We start from the raw sequence: 16,886 nt of genomic DNA on the forward strand, positions 1-16,886 counted from the left end.
AACCACTTGCGTAAAATACGGAATTCCGATATATTGATTTAATGGATTGGAAAAAAATCATCGAAAACTTGAAAGAAAAAGGCTTAACCCAGCAGGAAATAGCTAGGCGATGTAATTGTGGGCAGGCCACTATTTCAGATATTTTGCGAGGTAAAACGGCCCAGCCTGGATTTGGAATTGGACAGGCTTTATTAAAGATGACGGCTGAAAGCGAGCCCCAATGAGTCAATCCAAAACATTCTTTTCTACGATTGCCCCTTTTCTGAAGGCTTGTTGCGTGAGGGTTCCAAGTTTTCAGAATTGGGGTGGTCACCATATTCAACGGGAGGGCTGGGATGACTAAGTTCTTCCATGGAAAGGCGCTATGAAAAAACTTTTTTTCAAAATAGCGATAGCAGTTGCTGAGTTCATTACAAGATCTCCGGCATATAACATTTTTGTTGAATATAGACATGCGCAGCTTATTGTTTATTGTGGCGCTTGGCATGACCTAGATCATATGCCTGAAGGGTCGCCCTCAAAGAAGAGAACCCAATGGTGGTGCAGGGTTCTGAAAGGCGTGCAATGAATACGCTAGTGCTTGATGCCCTTACAGAATCTAATTCATGCAGCAAATCCTCATATACCGCATGGACTAGGTACATGGCTGTGTCAACCCTGTCAGTAATAGGATTTGGCTCTTTATTGGTCAAGGCTCGAATAACACCTCTAATTCGCATCATTTCTTCTTTATCTATTGATACAAATCGTACTACCACGATAAAGGTGTTTTTTGTGTTTTCCATATTTTTCCTTTTTGTGAGCCTTTTGAGTGTACTGCTCACAAATTTCATATTTGTAGCTTAGTTTTTTTGAATAACCCTTGCAACGTATAAAGAGAGCCCTCATGAACATTCTCGATGCCGCCTACAACATAGGCCATAGCTATCCAGGTGGCGCAAAGCTTTTGGCGCAACGCCTAGGAATTAACCAAGCAGTGTTTAACAGCAAGCTAAACCCTAATACACCAACGCATCACCTGACATTAGATGAAGCGCATCGGATGGGGATGTTGACCAATCGCAGCGACATTCTTGAAGCGATGGCGGATGACATGGGTTATGCGCTAGTAAAGCTTCCAGCTGTAAATGATGATGAAGATTTGTCAACCGCCATTCGTAAGGATGTTGGTGAGTTTGGACGTTACATGGATTTGATTGATAAGACTCTGGCAAATGGAGAAATCACTCAAACTGAAAGAAAGTATTTGGAAGAGGAAGTGATCCAAGTGTTAGCGCGTACGCAGCACTTACAGGCATTGCTTTCTGGACTTGCGAATAAAAAAGCAAGCAACAAATAATCATTAAGAAATAGAGGTATTTTGTGGCATCTAATTACGATGACGTGTTAAGTCAACTCCGCTCGATAGGGCTGGTGGTTGATCATCTTGAGTATGGCAAGGTTAAGCGTTGCAAGGTTGAGAACAGCCGTGAGAAGCGTGGTTGGTATCTATTGCATGAATGGCGTAAAGATGATGGTGAAGAATTGCTTGTTGGGAGCTTTGGTGTATGGCAAGGTTCTAGCAATAATGCGCAAAAGGTTGCTCTCAATAATGTTTCTTTGTCTGCAGAACAAAAGGCGGCTTTTAAGAAGCGTTTGGCTGAAGATAATAAGCGTGCTAAGGCAGAGCGTGATGCAGAGGCCTATAGAGCTGCTGGACGTGCAGAATCAGCCTGGCGTAAGTGTTTGCCTAGTGGTCATTCAGACTACTTAGATCGTAAGGGAATTGACCAGGCATACGGCGCTCGATTTAGCCCCAATGGCGCATTGGTTATTCCGATGGTTGACCATAGCGGTCGCGTGCATGGTTTGCAGTTTGTTCTATCAAAATCAACTCATGGTAGCCGAATGGCTAAGACCAATCGCGATAAAGAGTATTGGCCTGCTGGATTGCAAAAGAAGGCTCACTTTCATTTGATTGGCAAGCCTGATGGCATCTTACTAGTGGCTGAAGGATTTGCCACTGGAGCTAGTTTACATATGGCTACCGGATTACCAGTAGCAATTGCTTTTGATGCCAATAATTTACAGCCGGTTGCTGACTCATTTAAGGATCGCTATCGTTTTTTGCGTATCTTGATTTGCGCAGATGATGATAAGTGGACAAAGAAAAATGATGGATCCGCGTGGAATCCTGGAGTGGAGTGTGCTTCAACTGCTGCGCTCTCTGTCAATGGTTCATGGATTAGTCCCAAGTTTGCAGATGAAGAATTAAGAGATAAATTATTTTCTGAGCAAGGGCAAAAAAATACCGACTTCAATGATCTGGCCAAGATGGAAGGTTTAGCTGTAGTTGAAAAACAAGTGCGCGAGAAAATTGCTGAACTTGGATGGCGTGAACACATGGACCATAAGTCAAGCTACGTGCTTCCTGAGGATGGCGATTCTAGTGTATTAAAGCCAATTGATACCTATGACGAATTACTAGAGCGTTTTGCTTTGATTTATGGCCATGGTGGTAGCGTCTTTGATTTTCAAGAGCGCAGGGTGCTTGCTTTGTCTGATATGCGTGATGCTTGTTTGTCCAGGGACATTCACCGCCGCTGGCAAGAAAGTTTAGTGCGCCGATTGGTGCGTCCAGATGAAGTGGGGTTTGATCCTAGCTGCACTGATGAAACGATTAAGTGCAATTTGTGGGGTGGTTGGCCAACTGAGCCAAAAGAGGGTAGCTGCGAAGTTTTATTAGATTTGCTGCGCTATCTCACCATGAATGAAGATCAGTCTGAAGAAGTTTATCAATGGGTTTTAAAGTGGCTTGCGTACCCGATTCAGCACCCAGGCGCAAAGATGAAAACAGCATTGATTTTTCATGGCCCTCAAGGCGCTGGTAAGAATATGTTTTTCGAAGCCTATTCATCTATATACGGTAAATATGGCCTAGTGGTGGATCAAGAGGCTGTAGAAGATAAATTTAATAGTCTTTTTTCAGCAAAGTTATTTTTGATTGGTGATGAAGTAGTTGCGCGGCAAGAGCTGTATCACACCAAAAATAAATTAAAAGGGTTTGTCACTGGAGATACGATTCGTATCAACCCAAAGAATATGGCTGCTCATACTGAAAAAAATCACGTGAACGTGGTCTTTTTATCTAATGAGGCTCAGCCGTTAGTGCTAGATGAAGATGACCGGCGCTATGCAGTTATCTGGACCCCAGCTAAGCTGCCTACCAATTTTTATGCTGATGTAAAAGCTGAGATTGATGATGGTGGAATTGCAGCTTTGCATCATTATTTGCTGAACTTGGATTTGGGTGACTTTAAGGCTCATTCCCTACCCCCTATGACTCAGAGTAAGAGAGAGCTCATCGAACTCAGTATGGACTCAACTGAGCGCTTTTGGACCTCCTATACCGGAGAGCTCATCGATGGCTTTAAGCCGATGCCCATTAAATCTGAGGATATTTTTCAACTGTATCGCACCTGGTGCGGTCGAGTGGGGATCACGAAATTTGCTCCGATGCATGTGCTTACCGGAAAACTGGGTAAGCGTCCAGATATTAAGAAGAGTAAAGGGCGGTATCTCGATGGCGTGCGAGATAAGCAATCGAGCTTCATTTTCCCTCCAAATCAATTTGAAACACCCGAGGGAAAAACTCAGGTGGAGTGGTTATCAGAGTGCGTCAACAGTTTTAAAGAGACATTTTCGAGCTATCGGAGTGGAGGCCATCTCGAAATGTGACGGGTGTGACAGGTGATGTGACGGGTAATGTGATGGGTAAATTGGCTTGAAAGGCTGATGTTGTCAAGGTTGTGACGGGTGTGATGGGTAAATCGCACGCGTATACGCGAGTGAGTGTTTTTATGGGTGAGTATTTATTCTCTCACGCATACGGAAACTGCCCGTCACACCCGTCACACCTATCACATTCCTTTATGTATAAGGGTTAGTGGTGTGACATGTTATTTATTTACCCGTCACATGCTTTCACATTAAGGCTTAGAAGGTAATGAGTAAATTAAAGGGGAATAAGAATGACAGTTTGTGAGCAAGAAGCGTTGTTCGATAGTGCACATGCCGCCATGGTGTTTGCTTTCAATATTTCTACCCAGTGCTTTGATCGTCCTTTGCTGGCACGTATGGCTACTCCAGCACGCAGTGACTCCAAAGGTTTATCTGGACTTGATGGAGCCGCCCAGGCTGGCATGATTCGTGCGGAGATACATGCGCTAGGGGATCTTGCTGAAAATATCCTCACGGCTCGATTTGCCCCCAGTTTTCATCCATGCTCATGCCGCTCTAAATGCTGTAGTGGCAAGCAGATCAATCCAGAATGGTCAGGCTCGATTGCATGGTTAGCCAATCATGTACGCAACACAGCACTCTCTGGTACCTATGCCGACTATCGCGTACGCCGTTCTTGCATCATTCGACACTTTCAAGGAAAACAACAACGAATTACTTTGGAAGCCCTGGCAGATTCTTGCGGTATCGCAAGAAATAGCGCAGGCGCATATGTTTCAAAGGTTTCAAAGTTTTTAAAGATTATGGAGTCGCAGGCTTATGGCGCGATTTCGGATAAGTTGCAATCAATCTCGGTAATTGCGTAAATTGCGCTTTGGTCAAAACATGCGTAAAGTTGGCACTAATTCGATAGTCCTCGAATTCCGTCTACAACCTGGTTATGTTTTTAATCAGGTTTTTTTGTGGGCAAAACATGTTTGATCAATCCCGTTTAAGCTCGGCTAAGCGTGGCTACGGAGGCAGGTGGCAGCGTTACCGATTGACTTACCTTAGGTCTCATGCGTTATGTGTGATGCATGCTGAGCTCGGTCAAGTGGTAGCAGCTGAAGTCGTTGATCACATTACGCCACATAAGGGAGACCATAAATTGTTTTGGGATCCCAGGAATCACCAAGCTTTGTGCAAGCATTGTCATGATGCTCACAAGCAACGACTAGAGAAGTCAGGCGTACTGCCTGGCTGCAATATAAGTGGCATCCCGCTTGATCCCAATCATCATTGGAAGAAGGGTAGGGGGTAGTAAATCTCTGCAGATTTATGTTCCCAGACCGACCGTGAGCCACTGTTTTCACAACCGCGAAATGGATAGGGGTACCCCCCTGATGATTTATGGCAGGTAGACCCCCAAAACCAACAGCTTTAAAACTCGTAACCGGCAATCCTGGTAAGCGGGCCATCAATCGGCAAGAGCCCGACCCTGATTACCTGGATGACTTAGGAGCCCCAGCGCACTTGCCCGAGCGTGCAAAAAAATTTTGGAACGATCTTGCACCAAAGCTAAGGAAGGCAAGGTTATTGACAGAGTTGGATGTCTCAGCGCTTGAAAAGTTGTGCATTGCCGAAATGAATTATTGGGAAGTGACCGACAAAATTGGATTGGAGTTTGTAATCTCTGGCGAAAAGTCGGTGTACACCAATCCATTGTTAAACCAGCAATCCATGTATTTGAAGCAAATCATGATGCTTTATAGAGAGTTTGGAAAAACGCCTGCAGCGCGAGTTCGCATTGCGATTAACCCGCAAGGTGATATGTTCGATGACCAAGATAACCACAAAACGCAAAAGTACTTTAATTGATCCGGTCACTACATATGCAAAACAAGTTGTCTCCAAGAAGATTACTGCTGGGCCTCACGTTAGGGATGCTTGTGCGCGTCACCTTAAAGATTTAAAAGAGGGTTTAGGACGGGGCCTCATATGGGACATCGAAGCCGCTAGTAGGGCGATAAATTTTTATCCCGATGTCCTCAAACTAAGCGGGGGTGGGTATGAAGGTTTACCTTTTGTTTTAGGCGATTGGCAAGCGTTTATTGTTGGCTCACTTTTTGGTTGGAAAACGCAAGATGGTTATCGCCGTTTTCGTACTGCCTATATTGAAACAGGCAAGGGCAGCGGTAAGTCACCACTGATTGCCGGAATTGGATTGTACGGCATGATGGCCGATAACGAATCCGGCGCTGAAGTTTATGCAGCTGCTACCAAAAAAGATCAGGCCATGATTTTATTTCGAGATGCTGTCTCGATGGTCAACATGTCACCCGATTTACGTAATCGTATTACGCAATCTGGCAGGGGCTTGGCGGTTTGGTCTCTTGCCTGGGTTGAAAAACGAAGCTTCTTTAGGCCGATCTCTTCGGATGATGGCCAATCAGGACCTCGACCACATATTTCTTTGCTTGATGAAATTCATGAGCATAAGGATGCATATGTGGTCGAGATGCTTAAAGCGGGTCAGAAAAGCCGCAGGCAGCCTTTATTGATTGGTATTACCAATAGCGGTACCGATAAAAAATCAGTGTGCTGGGATTATCACGATTACGGCTCTAAAGTTTGTTCTGGGCAAATGCAAGATGATTCATTCTTTGCGTATATCTGCGCATTGGATATTACGGATGACCCTTTTAAGTCTGAGAAATGTTGGCATAAAGCAAACCCTAGCTTAAAAAATGGTTTACCAACCATGACGTATTTGCGTGAGCAAGTGCATCAAGCGCGAGGAATGCCGAGCAAGGAAAGCGTAGTCAGACGTTTAAATTTCTGCCAATGGGTAGAAGCTAAAAATCCTTGGATTAGCTCGGATATTTGGTTTGCTTGCGAAGACAAAGAGTATGACCTCAATTTACTTGAGGGTCGCCGTTGCTGGGGTGGACTAGATCTTTCAAGTACACAGGATTTGACCGCTTTTGTATTGGTATTTGAACCAACCGAAGATGATCCACATTGGCGTATGCGCGAATGGTTTTGGCTTCCTGGAGATGATCTGCACAATAAAGCAGATCAAGATCGAGTGCCCTACACCTTATGGCGCGATGACGGATATTTGCAAGTAACTGAAGGTAAAGCAATTAATCGTTTATCAGTAGTGCAGGTGATTGCAAAAGCCATGGGATCTTATGACTTGCAATCGATTGCATATGACCGCTGGCGAATTGAAGATTTAAAAATGATCTTAGATCAAGAAGGTATTTCATTGCCGCTTGCTCCATTTGGTCAAGGCTTTAAAGATATGGCCCCAGCGATTGATGAATTTGAGCGTAAGTTACTTGGCAATCAAATTAAACACACTGGCAATCCATTGATGACCTGGTGCGCAGCCAATGCCATCGTTTCAACAGACCCAGCCGGTAATCGAAAAGTAACTAAAGAAAAGTCAAGCGGCCGAGTTGACGGAATCGTAGCGGCAGTAATGGCAATTGGTGTCATTAACAAAGACTCGACAGGCTCAAGTGTGTATGAAGAGCGTGGCGTATTAATGCTTTAAGGAAGATTATGGGTATTCTCCAAAAAATAACTAGCGCTGTCCGGCTGAAAAATGCTAGCCCTGATTGGGGCACATTAGAGCGATATATTGCCTGGGCATTTGGTGGTGGCGCTTCAGCTTCCGGCATTGTGGTGAACCCACAAACTGCCATGCAGGCAAGTACTGTTTATGCGTGCATTCAGGTATTGGCGCAGTCTATTGCGATGTTGCCTTGTACTTTGTATCAGCAGGCTACTGATGGTTCTAAAAAGACCGCCATGAATCATGATTTATATCGCATCTTGCGAGAGCAGCCTAATGATTGGCAAACCAGCATTGAATTTTTTGAAATGTTGGTAGCAAGTTTATGTTTGCGAGGAAATGCATATGCCTATGTCAATCGCACTAAGTCTGGCCGTGTGGTGGAATTGTTGCCATTACACCCCGATATGGTCCGAGTCAGTATGGGCCAAGGATTTAGGCTTGAATATCAAGTCACATTGCCAGATGGCAGTTTTAAATCTTTGGTACCAGGAGAGTTATTTCATGTGCGCGGCTTAACCTTAAATGGCTGGCTTGGCGTATCTCCAATTGCTTATGCACGTGAATCAATTGGCTTGGCATTGGCTACTGAAAAATTTGGTGGTCAATTGTTTCGCAATGGCGCAAAAATGGGCGGTGTTTTAGAGCACCCAGGCAAACTATCTGAAGAGTCCTATAACCGCCTTAAAAATTCGTTTGATGAAGCATATTCGGGCGATAACGCTCATAAAACTGCCTTATTAGAAGAGGGCATGAAGTTTTCCAAAGTCAGTATGACTGCTGATGACAGTCAATTTTTGGAGACTCGAAAATATCAACGCTCAGAAATTGCTTCGATTTTTCGTGTGCCTCCACACATGATTGGTGATTTGGAAAAAGCCACTTTTAGCAATATCGAGCAACAAAGCTTGGAATTTGTCACTTTTACATTGATGCCATGGCTTACACGCTTTGAAAAAGCAATTTGTCGTGATTTGTTGACTCCCCAAGAACGCAAAGAATATTCAGTGAAATTTAACGTAGGATCTTTGCTTCGCGGAGATGCAAAAGCCCGTTCTGAGTATTACCATGCGGGTATTTTGGATGGCTGGATGACGCGCAATGAAGCGCGCAGCGCAGAATCTGAGCTTGGTAATGTCCTCAATCCAATTGAAGGATTGGACATTCCATTGATGCCACTCAATATGACTGATGGTACGGATGATCCCGATCGGTTGCTCGATGCCACCACTGGTGCCGATCCCGTAAAAGATCTGGCCAATGCAGATCCATCAAGTTCCGATGGAAAGGAAAGTGAATAATGGAAGAGTTAGTTATACGCGTATTTGCTGCGCGTGATGTAGCGCATCGTGAGCATTTGCGTACGCAATCATATTCACAACATATGGCTTTAAATGCTTTTTATGATGAAATCATTGATCAAATCGATGAAATCGTAGAGAGCTATCAAGGTCAATTTGGATTATTGGGTGATTATCAAATTGAAACTTCTCCAGTAGCCAACATTACCGCCTGGATTCAATCAGAAATGGATTGGATTGCATCTAATCGAGATCAGCTAGCCAATGGTAGCGCATCGATTGGTAACTTGATTGATAGCTTAGTTGCCATTTACCAACGTACGATTTACAAACTTACCAATCTTCAATAAGGAGGGCCGCATATGAATATTCATAACATCGGCTTTGAAATTAAAGACCTCAAGTCTAATGGCACATTTTCCGGCTATGGATCTGTTTATAACGTGATCGATCAAGGGGATGACATTGTTGCTTCAGGCGCGTTCACAGACTCGCTAGCAGAGTTATCGGCAAAAGGACGTATGCCCGCCATGTTATGGCAGCACAACTCTGCTGATCCGTGTGGCGTATATACCGCCATGCGCGAAGATGAGATTGGCTTATACGTTGAAGGTAAATTGGCATTAAAAACTCAGCGCGGCGCTGAAGCATATGAATTGATGCAAATGAAAGCCATATCGGGACTTTCGATTGGATTTATGACCCGTGAAGATTCATACGATCAAAAAACGGGGGTGCGCACCATTAAAAAAGGTGATTTGTGGGAAGTCTCTTTGGTTACTTTCCCTTGCAATGATTCAGCACGCATCAATACTGTCAAAAATATTGAAGAAGTTACCGATTTAAAGAGTGCGGAACGCTACCTGAGAGATTCTTGTGGCCTATCGCGCTCTGCAGCTGTGGCATTTATGTCACGTCTAAATGGTCTCAAGCAGAGTGATTCTGCAAAAGACACCGAAGCAAAACAGCTTATTGACTTGCTCTCAGATCGTTACGCGATTCTAAAAGCTTAAATAGCTGTCATTTTGTAAAAAGTTACCCGCCTAGAGCGGGTTTTTTCATTTCTATTGATCTTTTTAGGAGAAAACCATGGATCAAGAATTAAAAGCTCTGGTAGAGCAAGGAAACAAAACAGTTGCTGACTTTATCGCCGTTCGTGAAGAGCAAGATAAAAAAACAGCCGGTGAGTTCAAAGAATCCTTTGAAAAAGTATTTAATGAATTATCTGATGTTAAAAAGGCTCACGAAACTCTTGAAGCTAAGCTCAATCGCCCTGGCTTTGGCCAATCGGGTAACGATCAAGATGTTGCTGATGCAGAATATAAGTCTGCTTTCCGCAACTACATGACCAAAGGTGATGCAAAAGAATTAGACGCTAAGGCTCTTGCTGTTGGCACTAACTCTGGCGCAGATGGCGGCTATGCAGTACCAAAAGTGATCGATCAAATGATTGAAAACTTGGTAGTTAATATCTCTCCAATTCGTCAATTAGCTAATGTGGTTCAAATCAGCACTAGCGATTACCATAAATTGGTGAACTTGAAAGGTACTGGCTCCGCATCCGTTGCTGAAACTGCAGCTCGTGCAGCAACAGCTACTCCAACGCTGGCTGACATCAAGATTACTCCATATGATATCTATGGCAATCCACAAATCACTCAGCAAATGCTTGATGATGCATTCTTTGATGCTGAAACTTGGATGGCTGAAGAATTGTCAGAAGAGTTTGGTCGTCAAGAAGGTAACTTGTTTATCAACGGCAACGGCACTAATCAAGCTCAGGGCTTGCTAAACCCAACAATGGCTGCTACTGCTGATAAAACACGTGCTTTTGGCACTGTAGAGTATTTGGCATCTGGTGCAGCTGGTGCATTTGCATCTACTAATCCTTCAGATAGCCTGATTGCTTTGGTAAGCAAATTAAAAGCTCGCTATCGTGCAAACGCAAGCTGGGTAATGCCTAAGTCTGTCTTGTTTGCAATTGCAGCCTTTAAGGACACTTCAGGTCGTTATATCTTCAATCCAGTATCCGCTCCTGGCGTACCTGGCAATTTGCTCAATTACCCTGTAATTGAAGCTGAAGATGTAGCAGACATTGGTGCCAACTCCTTATCTGTATTGTTTGGTGATTTCAAACGTGCATATACGATTGTTGACCGCGTTGGTACACGCATCATCCGTGATCCATTTAGCAACAAGCCATACATTGGCTTCTACACAACCAAGCGTGTTGGTGGTGCAGTAGTAAATAGCGAAGCTTACAAAGTAATGAAGTTTGCTGCTAGCTAATTAGTTGTTAAAACTTAAGATAGGGGAGGGCCATGCCTTCCCCTTCTTTTTAAAGGAAGTCATCATGCGTCAAATTAAATATATTGAAACAAACGAAATTGTCATTGTTGAAGATCAAGTTGCTACCGATGCCATTGCATCTGGAAAAGCCGTACCTTCAATAGAACCTATTACAAAATCAGTAGCGCCTGAAAAAACAGTAGCTACTGAAAAAGCGCCCGAAGTTGCTTCATTTGTGCAAGCTCCAGAAACAAAATAAATGTCCTCCAAGATCCTAACCGGCCCTGATGATGAGCCCCTTAGCTTAAAAAAAGCCAAGGCCCATTTGCGTGTTGATATTAGTGAGGATGATGAGCTCATTAGTGATTTGATCGTGACGGCTCGCCAACAAGCTGAGACTATTTGTCGCAGAGCATTTGTGTCGCAACAATGGAAAGTGGTATTGGATCGTTTTCCAATGCCAAATATGAATATTGGCAGTGCTACTTGGTATGGTCCTCAATGGGGTGTATCACCTGGACCACTAACTGTCCTCAGTCCAGATGGAAAAACTGGTTACGAAATCTATTTGCCATTACCGCCATTGCAATCAGTTGACGTACTTGAATATATCGATACCACAGGTATTCTGCGAACATTAACAAAAGATGTTGATTTTATTGTTGATGATGTAGCTGAACCGGCGCGATTGATGCCTGCATTCGGAAAGACTTGGCCTGGCGTTCAAAACGTCATTAATGCCGTTCGAATCACTTTTACTTGTGGTTATGGCACGCCTGATCTTGTACCTCAGGCTGTCAAGCAATGGATGTTGCATAAGATTGCAGCCATGTATGAAAACCGCGAGGCAGATGTATTAGTGCAGCGCGGATCAGTACAAAGTATGCCTTTTGTTGATGGTCTATTAGACCCCTATCGTTGTATTAAGTTCTAATTATGCAAGCAGCCCTATTACGTAAACGTCTCATTATTCAAAGTCGTAGCCAAGTACAAGATGATTATGGCCAACCACTGACAGCATGGGTAGATGTAGAGACTGTTTGGGGTGCTGTAGAGCCTGTTAGCGGCAGAGAATCGATTTCTGCAGATGCAATGCAATCTTCAGTGACATATCAAGTGGTAATGCGTTATCGACCTGGTATTACGGCAAAAATGCGCATTAAATATGACAATCGTTTTTTTGATATTCAAGATGTAATTGATGAAAATGAGCGTCACCGCATGCTAACCTTACTTTGCGTAGAGGGCTTAAGTGATGGATAACTCAATCAATGTCGATGTGCGCGGTATTGAGGAATTGCAGCTTTTATTGCTTGAATTGCCAAAAAAAATAGCAAAAAATGCTTTAAGAGCCGCTGTTTATGCAGGAGCTAAAACAGTTGCAGATGAGGCTAAGTTACGCGCACCGGTATATACCGGACCCGTATCGCAAGGCCATCCACCCCCTGGCACATTAAAACGCTCAATTATTACTAAACAAATTCCAGAAAAATCGAATCAATTTAATCAAACCTTTTATGTGACAGTGCGCAAAGGAAAAAAATATCAAAAGCAAGGCAAAAAAGGGAATTTAAGCCAAGATGCTTTTTATGCCAATTGGGTTGAATATGGGCATCACTATGCTCCTAAAGGAAAACATGGATACGGCAGTAGGGCCAAAGCCATGCAAGCGGTTCGATCTGGATCTGCAGTGATTAGCGGGTCAATGTATATAGCTGCCCATCCATTCATGCGTCCTGCATTTGATAGTAAAAAAACAGAAGCGCAAGATGCAATATGCACTCGCTTATCTCAGCGAATTGAAGAGGCTTTTAAATCATGATTTCAATGAAAGACATTCAAGCAGCTGTAGCGGGTGTTGTTGGAAGATGCTACCCATTAACAGTGCCTGAAAAGCCAGTAGCGCCATATGCAATTTATATGCAGGTAAGCAATACCCCTGAAGTCACAATGGAAAACACTATTCCAGTTGAAAGTACTCGCGTTCAGGTAGATGTGTTTTCAAAAACATATTCCGAAGTTCAAGATTTGTCTGATCAAATTCGATCAGCAATGATGAATCTGGGCGCAATTCCTCTTTCAGCCGGTGATTTGTATGAAGGTGAAGTAAAGCTGTATCGCGTCACGCAAGACTTTTCAATTTGGTTTAAAAAATAAGTTTGCAGTACAACTAGTTTGATCACCTAAGACGTGATTTTTTATGACCGCCTTTTGGCGGTTTTTTATTTATGGAGAAACATTATGACTTCTACCGCAATTCCAGCTCAAGGCACTACATTCTCGATTGATACATCGATTTCTGGTGGCCCATCATTTACTGCGATTTCTAATATCAAAACCTTTTCAGGATTTGATGGCAGCGCTTCAGAGATCGATGTCACTAATCTTTCCAGCCCTGCAAAAGAAGTGCGTCCAGGACTCGAAGATAACGGCCAATTCACTCTTGAATTAGATCGTGATTTTTCTGACGCTGGTCAAACTGCGCTTTTAGCTGCCCGCGATAGCCAGGCTGGCAAACAATTTAAATTGTTGCTGCCTAATGGCGAAAACGCTATTTTTACTGGTTATGTTAAGAAATTTAGCATGGCTGGCGGTGTTGATCAGGTTGTTAAAGGCTCTGTTGACATTCGCATTTCTGGTTCAGTTACTTGGGCAGGCATGTAATGTCTAAATTTCTCAGCAAGCAAGATATTCTCGCTGCTAATGATTTAAAGCGAGTTGAAGTGGATGTGCCCGAGTGGGGTGGAAAAGTTTGGGTTACTAGCTTTTCCGCTGATGCTAAAGATGCCATTGAATTTAATCTCATGAACTTGAGTAAAAAAAGTGGTGTTGGTCTTAGGGCTGCATACGTTGGTCTAGCAATTGTGGATGAGCATGGGCAACGCCTCTTTACAGATGAAGAGTTGCCCATGTTAGGAACTAAATTTGCTGGAGCAATTGATCGGATTTTTGAAAAAGTTTCTGAAATTAACCGAATTTCTCAAAAAGATTTGGAAGAGCTTGAAAAAAACTCCGAAGCCGTCCCTGGAGACGGCTTGCATTCCGCCTCTGCTTAAAACTTGGAGTAGTTCATCCAGATGAGCTACTTCCACGGCTTACTTCAGCACAATTTGCAGAGTGGGCCGCCTATTTTCAAATTGAACCAGATGCCGATAACAGAGCGGATTATTTATCTGCTCAAACATTGGCATTGCTCAATAACGTGCATCGTGATCCAGAAAAATCAGAACCTGCATTTCCAATTGATTTCATGCCATGGTCACAAGAAGCAAAAGAAGAAGAAAAACCAAAAGAGCCACCTCAAATGGACGTGAAGTCTCAAGTAGTTCGATTAAAAGCGCTTTTTAGTAAAAAAGGAAAATAAAATGGCAACCTCTCCAGGCTTAGTAGTTGAAATATCGGCCAATACTGCCAAATTTGATTCTGATATGGGTCGGATGGCTCAAATTGCGCGCACTAAAGGGCAGGACATCAAAGCAACCATGCTTGACGCGGCCAATCAAGCTTCTCACGGATTTACTGTCTTAGGTGAAAAAATTGGATTGCTTGAAAACCCTGTCTCTAGATCGATCATGAAGTTTGGAGAAATGGGAGCAGCGGCTGGGGTTGTTATCGGTGTAGGAGCTACCTTTGCTGAAGCGGTCGTTAAGGCGGTAGAAATGGGCGAATCCATGGCTGATTTGTCTATCAAAACGGGCTTAAGCGTGGAATCAATTAGTAAGTTTTCTACGATTGCTCGATTGGCCGGTACTGATATGGACACAGTATCTGGACTAATGAAAAAGCTGTCTATTTCTGCAGTGGAAGCTACTGCAGGCAATAAAAACTTAGCGGCTGTTTATGAAGCAATTGGCATTAGCATAAAAGAATTAAAAACGCTTGCTCCTGATGAATTAATGACAAGAGTTGCAAAGGCCGTTCAGGGTTTAGATCCCATGGTTGTGCAAGATGTCATGAAACAAATTGGCGGTAAAGGTGGTTCTGAAGCGCTAGTGTTTTTGCGCGAGTTAAATGAGCGTTTTGATGATACTCATGCAAAAATTTCAACTCAATTTGCAACAGATGCAAAAGAGTTTAGTGATAACTTAAAAATCATGACTGAGGATACTAAATACCTTGGTGTTGCATTTGCTAGTAAATTATTGCCTCAAATTAATCTGACAATTGAAGCTTTTAGAAATGCTCGCATGGAAGGAGAAGGATTTTTCTCTAGCTTAAAAGCTGCCTGGCAGATGGAAGGGCAAATCGCTGGAATTGATTTATCTCATGTCAATCAAGAGATTATGAGTGTTAAGTATCAATTGGAATTGTTGGATAAAGAAGGCAATCAGTCTGTTTTATTTAAAGGGCTTGGTGATAAAAATCCATTTGGCTTGTCTGGTAAAACACGTGAAGAATTAGAGCGTACTCTTGAAGTTTTACAAAAATACAAAGAAAAAAATAATCTTGGGCTGGCAAACCCATTAGATGAAGATAAGAATGCTAATACTAGAAAAGCATTGGGATCAAAAAATCAGACAGCAGGCGATAATTTTTTACAAGGACTTCAAGCGCAAATTTCTAAAGTAGATCAAGGAAAATTTGCAATGCTAGAGTTGCAAGCCGCTGAAAAAGGAGTTGCAGATCAAGCTGAGCCATTAATTCAAAAATTAAAACAATTAGACGAAGGGCGCTCTGCAAAATTATACGAAGATGCTCTTAATCGTCAAAATAGTGATCTTGATTTTCAACAAACATTAATTGGCAAGACATCTCAAGAAGTTGAAATACTCAATGTGCAGCATAAAAACACCATTGAGTTACAAAAACAAATTGAACAAATTACCAAAACAAATGGCACTTTGTCCGATGAGACTATTCAACGCATGACGGATGCCACTGAATCAGCTACTGCTTATCAAATTGCTTCCATTCGTAAACGTCAAGCGGCTGAAACGGATTGGAATGTTGGGGCTAGTAAAGCTATGGGCGATTATGCCTACAATGCTGCCAATACAGCCGCTGGTGCTTCTACTGTCTTTTCTAACGGATTTAGAAACATGGAGGATGCGGTTGTTAATTTTGCCATGACTGGAAAATTGAGTTTTGCAAATTTTGCAACAAGCGTCATTAGTGATTTAATTCGAATACAGGCTAGAGCCGCTATCTCTGGCATAGCCGGTAGTCTAGGTCAAGCGCTAGGCATGGGTGGCTACGGTTCTGCAACTGAAGGTTCTTCAAACTTTATTGGACCTCCTGCTGCTCTAGCAAATGCCAATGGAAATATATTTTCTGGTGGCAATGTCATTCCTTTTGCTAATGGCGGCGTAATTTCTAGTCCAACATTATTTCCTATGGCAGGCGGAAATACAGGGTTGATGGGTGAGGCTGGCACTGAAGCAGTTATGCCTTTATCCAGAGATTCTTCTGGCAAACTTGGTGTCAAAACAATCGGAAAATCTACCGCTGGAAATCAAATTAATATTACTGTTAATAATCAAGCTGGCAGTTCTGGCTTTGAGGCCGTGGCTTCGGCAAAAGATAATGGTAGCGGTCTAGACGTTGAAATATTAGTGCGCCGCGCCATTCAAAAAGATTTGCGTCAAAACGGACAAATAACTCAGCAAATGTCTAATACCTTTGGCCTTAAGCGGGCTGTTTAACGGATATTTATGACTACTCCTACACTTCCTTCATACGCAAAAATATTATTTGCGGGCTATCAGCAGCAAAGAGAGTCTGCATTACTACGCACTGATATGGAGTCTGGACCTCCCAGGCAAAATAAAGTACGTTCACGGGTCATGGTCACACGCACTTGCAATCTATTTTTTGATAGTGAGGCGGACTTTAATTCATTTGAAGCTTGGTATGCAGGCGATGCTAATGAAGGTTCACTTTGGTTTAATTTTACTGATCCAGTCAGTGGCTCCGTAAAATCTGGTCGCTTTGTTGGTGGTGGATATACCGCCACTCCTTTAGTGCCGGATTTAAGTAAATGGCAAATTGATTTAAAAATTGAGACCTGGGGTTAA

General features: G+C 43.0%; 22 protein-coding genes. 21 read left to right on the forward strand and 1 reads right to left on the reverse strand.

Annotated elements, in window-relative coordinates; genetic code table 11:
* Positions 1 to 41: 41 nt before the first annotated feature.
* Positions 42 to 224 (forward strand): helix-turn-helix transcriptional regulator, encoded by a 183-nt coding sequence (locus tag FD960_RS03540; RefSeq protein ID WP_215299958.1) that lies wholly within the window; start codon positions 42 to 44, stop codon positions 222 to 224.
* Between the two features lie 237 nt (positions 225 to 461).
* On the opposite strand, the gene FD960_RS03545 is transcribed toward FD960_RS03540, so the two are convergent.
* Positions 462 to 785, reverse strand: coding sequence for a hypothetical protein (locus FD960_RS03545; RefSeq protein WP_215299960.1), 324 nt, complete (start codon positions 783 to 785; stop codon positions 462 to 464).
* A gap of 101 nt (positions 786 to 886) precedes the next feature.
* Between FD960_RS03545 and FD960_RS03550 the strand changes: the two genes are divergently transcribed.
* The 20 genes from FD960_RS03550 to FD960_RS03645 all read left to right on the forward strand — a co-directional run bounded on the left by FD960_RS03550 (position 887) and on the right by FD960_RS03645 (position 16,886).
* A complete protein-coding gene (locus tag FD960_RS03550; protein ID WP_215299962.1) occupies positions 887 to 1,339 on the forward strand; it encodes a phage regulatory CII family protein in 453 nt (150 codons plus the stop codon).
* Positions 1,340 to 1,362: 23 nt separating this feature from the next.
* On the forward strand, positions 1,363 to 3,717 hold the full coding sequence (locus FD960_RS03555) for a DUF5906 domain-containing protein (RefSeq protein WP_215299963.1): 2,355 nt from the start codon (positions 1,363 to 1,365) through the stop codon (positions 3,715 to 3,717).
* Between the two features lie 293 nt (positions 3,718 to 4,010).
* On the forward strand, positions 4,011 to 4,586 hold the full coding sequence (locus tag FD960_RS03560; protein ID WP_215299966.1) for a DNA-binding protein: 576 nt from the start codon (positions 4,011 to 4,013) through the stop codon (positions 4,584 to 4,586).
* Positions 4,587 to 4,693: 107 nt separating this feature from the next.
* Positions 4,694 to 5,020: an HNH endonuclease signature motif containing protein gene (locus FD960_RS03565; protein WP_215299968.1), complete on the forward strand. Its 327-nt coding sequence runs from the start codon at positions 4,694 to 4,696 to the stop codon at positions 5,018 to 5,020.
* An 89-nt stretch (positions 5,021 to 5,109) separates the two neighbouring features.
* A complete protein-coding gene (locus FD960_RS03570; RefSeq protein ID WP_215299970.1) occupies positions 5,110 to 5,577 on the forward strand; it encodes a phage terminase small subunit P27 family in 468 nt (155 codons plus the stop codon).
* Entirely contained in the window at positions 5,537 to 7,261 is a 1,725-nt protein-coding gene (locus tag FD960_RS03575) for a terminase large subunit (protein WP_215299972.1), read from the forward strand. The genes FD960_RS03570 and FD960_RS03575 overlap by 41 nt, the downstream gene beginning before the upstream one ends.
* Before the next feature lie 8 nt (positions 7,262 to 7,269).
* Positions 7,270 to 8,583 (forward strand): phage portal protein, encoded by a 1,314-nt coding sequence (locus FD960_RS03580; protein WP_215299973.1) that lies wholly within the window; start codon positions 7,270 to 7,272, stop codon positions 8,581 to 8,583.
* Positions 8,583 to 8,933 (forward strand): DUF5856 family protein, encoded by a 351-nt coding sequence (locus tag FD960_RS03585; protein WP_215299975.1) that lies wholly within the window; start codon positions 8,583 to 8,585, stop codon positions 8,931 to 8,933. The genes FD960_RS03580 and FD960_RS03585 overlap by 1 nt, the downstream gene beginning before the upstream one ends.
* A gap of 12 nt (positions 8,934 to 8,945) precedes the next feature.
* Complete coding sequence (locus FD960_RS03590) at positions 8,946 to 9,596, forward strand: HK97 family phage prohead protease (protein WP_215299977.1); 651 nt, start codon at positions 8,946 to 8,948, stop codon at positions 9,594 to 9,596.
* A gap of 76 nt (positions 9,597 to 9,672) precedes the next feature.
* A complete protein-coding gene (locus tag FD960_RS03595; protein ID WP_215299979.1) occupies positions 9,673 to 10,872 on the forward strand; it encodes a phage major capsid protein in 1,200 nt (399 codons plus the stop codon).
* A 64-nt stretch (positions 10,873 to 10,936) separates the two neighbouring features.
* Complete coding sequence (locus FD960_RS03600) at positions 10,937 to 11,131, forward strand: hypothetical protein (protein ID WP_215299981.1); 195 nt, start codon at positions 10,937 to 10,939, stop codon at positions 11,129 to 11,131.
* A complete protein-coding gene (locus FD960_RS03605; protein WP_215299983.1) occupies positions 11,132 to 11,806 on the forward strand; it encodes a head-tail connector protein in 675 nt (224 codons plus the stop codon).
* 2 nt (positions 11,807 to 11,808) lie between these two features.
* On the forward strand, positions 11,809 to 12,135 hold the full coding sequence (locus FD960_RS03610; RefSeq protein ID WP_215299984.1) for a phage head closure protein: 327 nt from the start codon (positions 11,809 to 11,811) through the stop codon (positions 12,133 to 12,135).
* Positions 12,128 to 12,694 (forward strand): HK97-gp10 family putative phage morphogenesis protein, encoded by a 567-nt coding sequence (locus tag FD960_RS03615; RefSeq protein WP_215299986.1) that lies wholly within the window; start codon positions 12,128 to 12,130, stop codon positions 12,692 to 12,694. The genes FD960_RS03610 and FD960_RS03615 overlap by 8 nt, the downstream gene beginning before the upstream one ends.
* Positions 12,691 to 13,029, forward strand: a complete 339-nt coding sequence (locus tag FD960_RS03620) for a DUF3168 domain-containing protein (protein ID WP_215299988.1) — start codon at positions 12,691 to 12,693, stop codon at positions 13,027 to 13,029. Before FD960_RS03615 ends, FD960_RS03620 begins: the two co-directional genes overlap by 4 nt.
* A gap of 84 nt (positions 13,030 to 13,113) precedes the next feature.
* Positions 13,114 to 13,536, forward strand: coding sequence for a phage tail tube protein (locus FD960_RS03625; protein WP_215299990.1), 423 nt, complete (start codon positions 13,114 to 13,116; stop codon positions 13,534 to 13,536).
* Positions 13,536 to 13,928 (forward strand): hypothetical protein, encoded by a 393-nt coding sequence (locus tag FD960_RS03630; protein ID WP_215299991.1) that lies wholly within the window; start codon positions 13,536 to 13,538, stop codon positions 13,926 to 13,928. Before FD960_RS03625 ends, FD960_RS03630 begins: the two co-directional genes overlap by 1 nt.
* 80 nt (positions 13,929 to 14,008) lie before the next feature.
* Complete coding sequence (locus FD960_RS03635) at positions 14,009 to 14,236, forward strand: DUF4035 domain-containing protein (protein WP_215300579.1); 228 nt, start codon at positions 14,009 to 14,011, stop codon at positions 14,234 to 14,236.
* 1 nt (position 14,237) lies between these two features.
* The gene (locus FD960_RS03640) at positions 14,238 to 16,514 is read left to right on the forward strand and encodes a phage tail tape measure protein (protein WP_215299993.1); all 2,277 of its coding nucleotides are present in this window, start codon (positions 14,238 to 14,240) and stop codon (positions 16,512 to 16,514) included.
* A gap of 9 nt (positions 16,515 to 16,523) precedes the next feature.
* Positions 16,524 to 16,886 carry a hypothetical protein gene (locus tag FD960_RS03645; RefSeq protein ID WP_215299995.1) on the forward strand — a complete coding sequence of 121 codons (363 nt, stop codon included), beginning with the start codon at positions 16,524 to 16,526 and terminating at the stop codon, positions 16,884 to 16,886.

This window comes from Polynucleobacter sp. AP-Nino-20-G2 (genome assembly GCF_018688235.1).
Classification (GTDB): Bacteria; Pseudomonadota; Gammaproteobacteria; order Burkholderiales; family Burkholderiaceae; genus Polynucleobacter.

Excerpts from the sequence above, each read along its gene's own strand:
- FD960_RS03540 (WP_215299958.1), top strand. The coding sequence starts at position 42 with ATGGATTGGAAAAAAATCATCGAAAACTTGAAAGAAAAAGGCTTAACC.
- FD960_RS03580 (WP_215299973.1), top strand. The coding sequence starts at position 7,270 with ATGGGTATTCTCCAAAAAATAACTAGCGCTGTCCGGCTGAAAAATGCT.
- FD960_RS03610 (WP_215299984.1), top strand. The coding sequence starts at position 11,809 with ATGCAAGCAGCCCTATTACGTAAACGTCTCATTATTCAAAGTCGTAGC.
- FD960_RS03600 (WP_215299981.1), top strand. The coding sequence starts at position 10,937 with ATGCGTCAAATTAAATATATTGAAACAAACGAAATTGTCATTGTTGAA.
- FD960_RS03560 (WP_215299966.1), top strand. The coding sequence starts at position 4,011 with ATGACAGTTTGTGAGCAAGAAGCGTTGTTCGATAGTGCACATGCCGCC.
- FD960_RS03550 (WP_215299962.1), top strand. The coding sequence starts at position 887 with ATGAACATTCTCGATGCCGCCTACAACATAGGCCATAGCTATCCAGGT.
- FD960_RS03620 (WP_215299988.1), top strand. The coding sequence starts at position 12,691 with ATGATTTCAATGAAAGACATTCAAGCAGCTGTAGCGGGTGTTGTTGGA.
- FD960_RS03645 (WP_215299995.1), top strand. The coding sequence starts at position 16,524 with ATGACTACTCCTACACTTCCTTCATACGCAAAAATATTATTTGCGGGC.
- FD960_RS03565 (WP_215299968.1), top strand. The coding sequence starts at position 4,694 with ATGTTTGATCAATCCCGTTTAAGCTCGGCTAAGCGTGGCTACGGAGGC.
- FD960_RS03605 (WP_215299983.1), top strand. The coding sequence starts at position 11,132 with ATGTCCTCCAAGATCCTAACCGGCCCTGATGATGAGCCCCTTAGCTTA.
- FD960_RS03575 (WP_215299972.1), top strand. The coding sequence starts at position 5,537 with ATGACCAAGATAACCACAAAACGCAAAAGTACTTTAATTGATCCGGTC.
- FD960_RS03615 (WP_215299986.1), top strand. The coding sequence starts at position 12,128 with ATGGATAACTCAATCAATGTCGATGTGCGCGGTATTGAGGAATTGCAG.
- FD960_RS03640 (WP_215299993.1), top strand. The coding sequence starts at position 14,238 with ATGGCAACCTCTCCAGGCTTAGTAGTTGAAATATCGGCCAATACTGCC.
- FD960_RS03630 (WP_215299991.1), top strand. The coding sequence starts at position 13,536 with ATGTCTAAATTTCTCAGCAAGCAAGATATTCTCGCTGCTAATGATTTA.
- FD960_RS03595 (WP_215299979.1), top strand. The coding sequence starts at position 9,673 with ATGGATCAAGAATTAAAAGCTCTGGTAGAGCAAGGAAACAAAACAGTT.
- FD960_RS03590 (WP_215299977.1), top strand. The coding sequence starts at position 8,946 with ATGAATATTCATAACATCGGCTTTGAAATTAAAGACCTCAAGTCTAAT.
- FD960_RS03585 (WP_215299975.1), top strand. The coding sequence starts at position 8,583 with ATGGAAGAGTTAGTTATACGCGTATTTGCTGCGCGTGATGTAGCGCAT.
- FD960_RS03625 (WP_215299990.1), top strand. The coding sequence starts at position 13,114 with ATGACTTCTACCGCAATTCCAGCTCAAGGCACTACATTCTCGATTGAT.
- FD960_RS03545 (WP_215299960.1), bottom strand. The coding sequence starts at position 785 with ATGGAAAACACAAAAAACACCTTTATCGTGGTAGTACGATTTGTATCA.
- FD960_RS03570 (WP_215299970.1), top strand. The coding sequence starts at position 5,110 with ATGGCAGGTAGACCCCCAAAACCAACAGCTTTAAAACTCGTAACCGGC.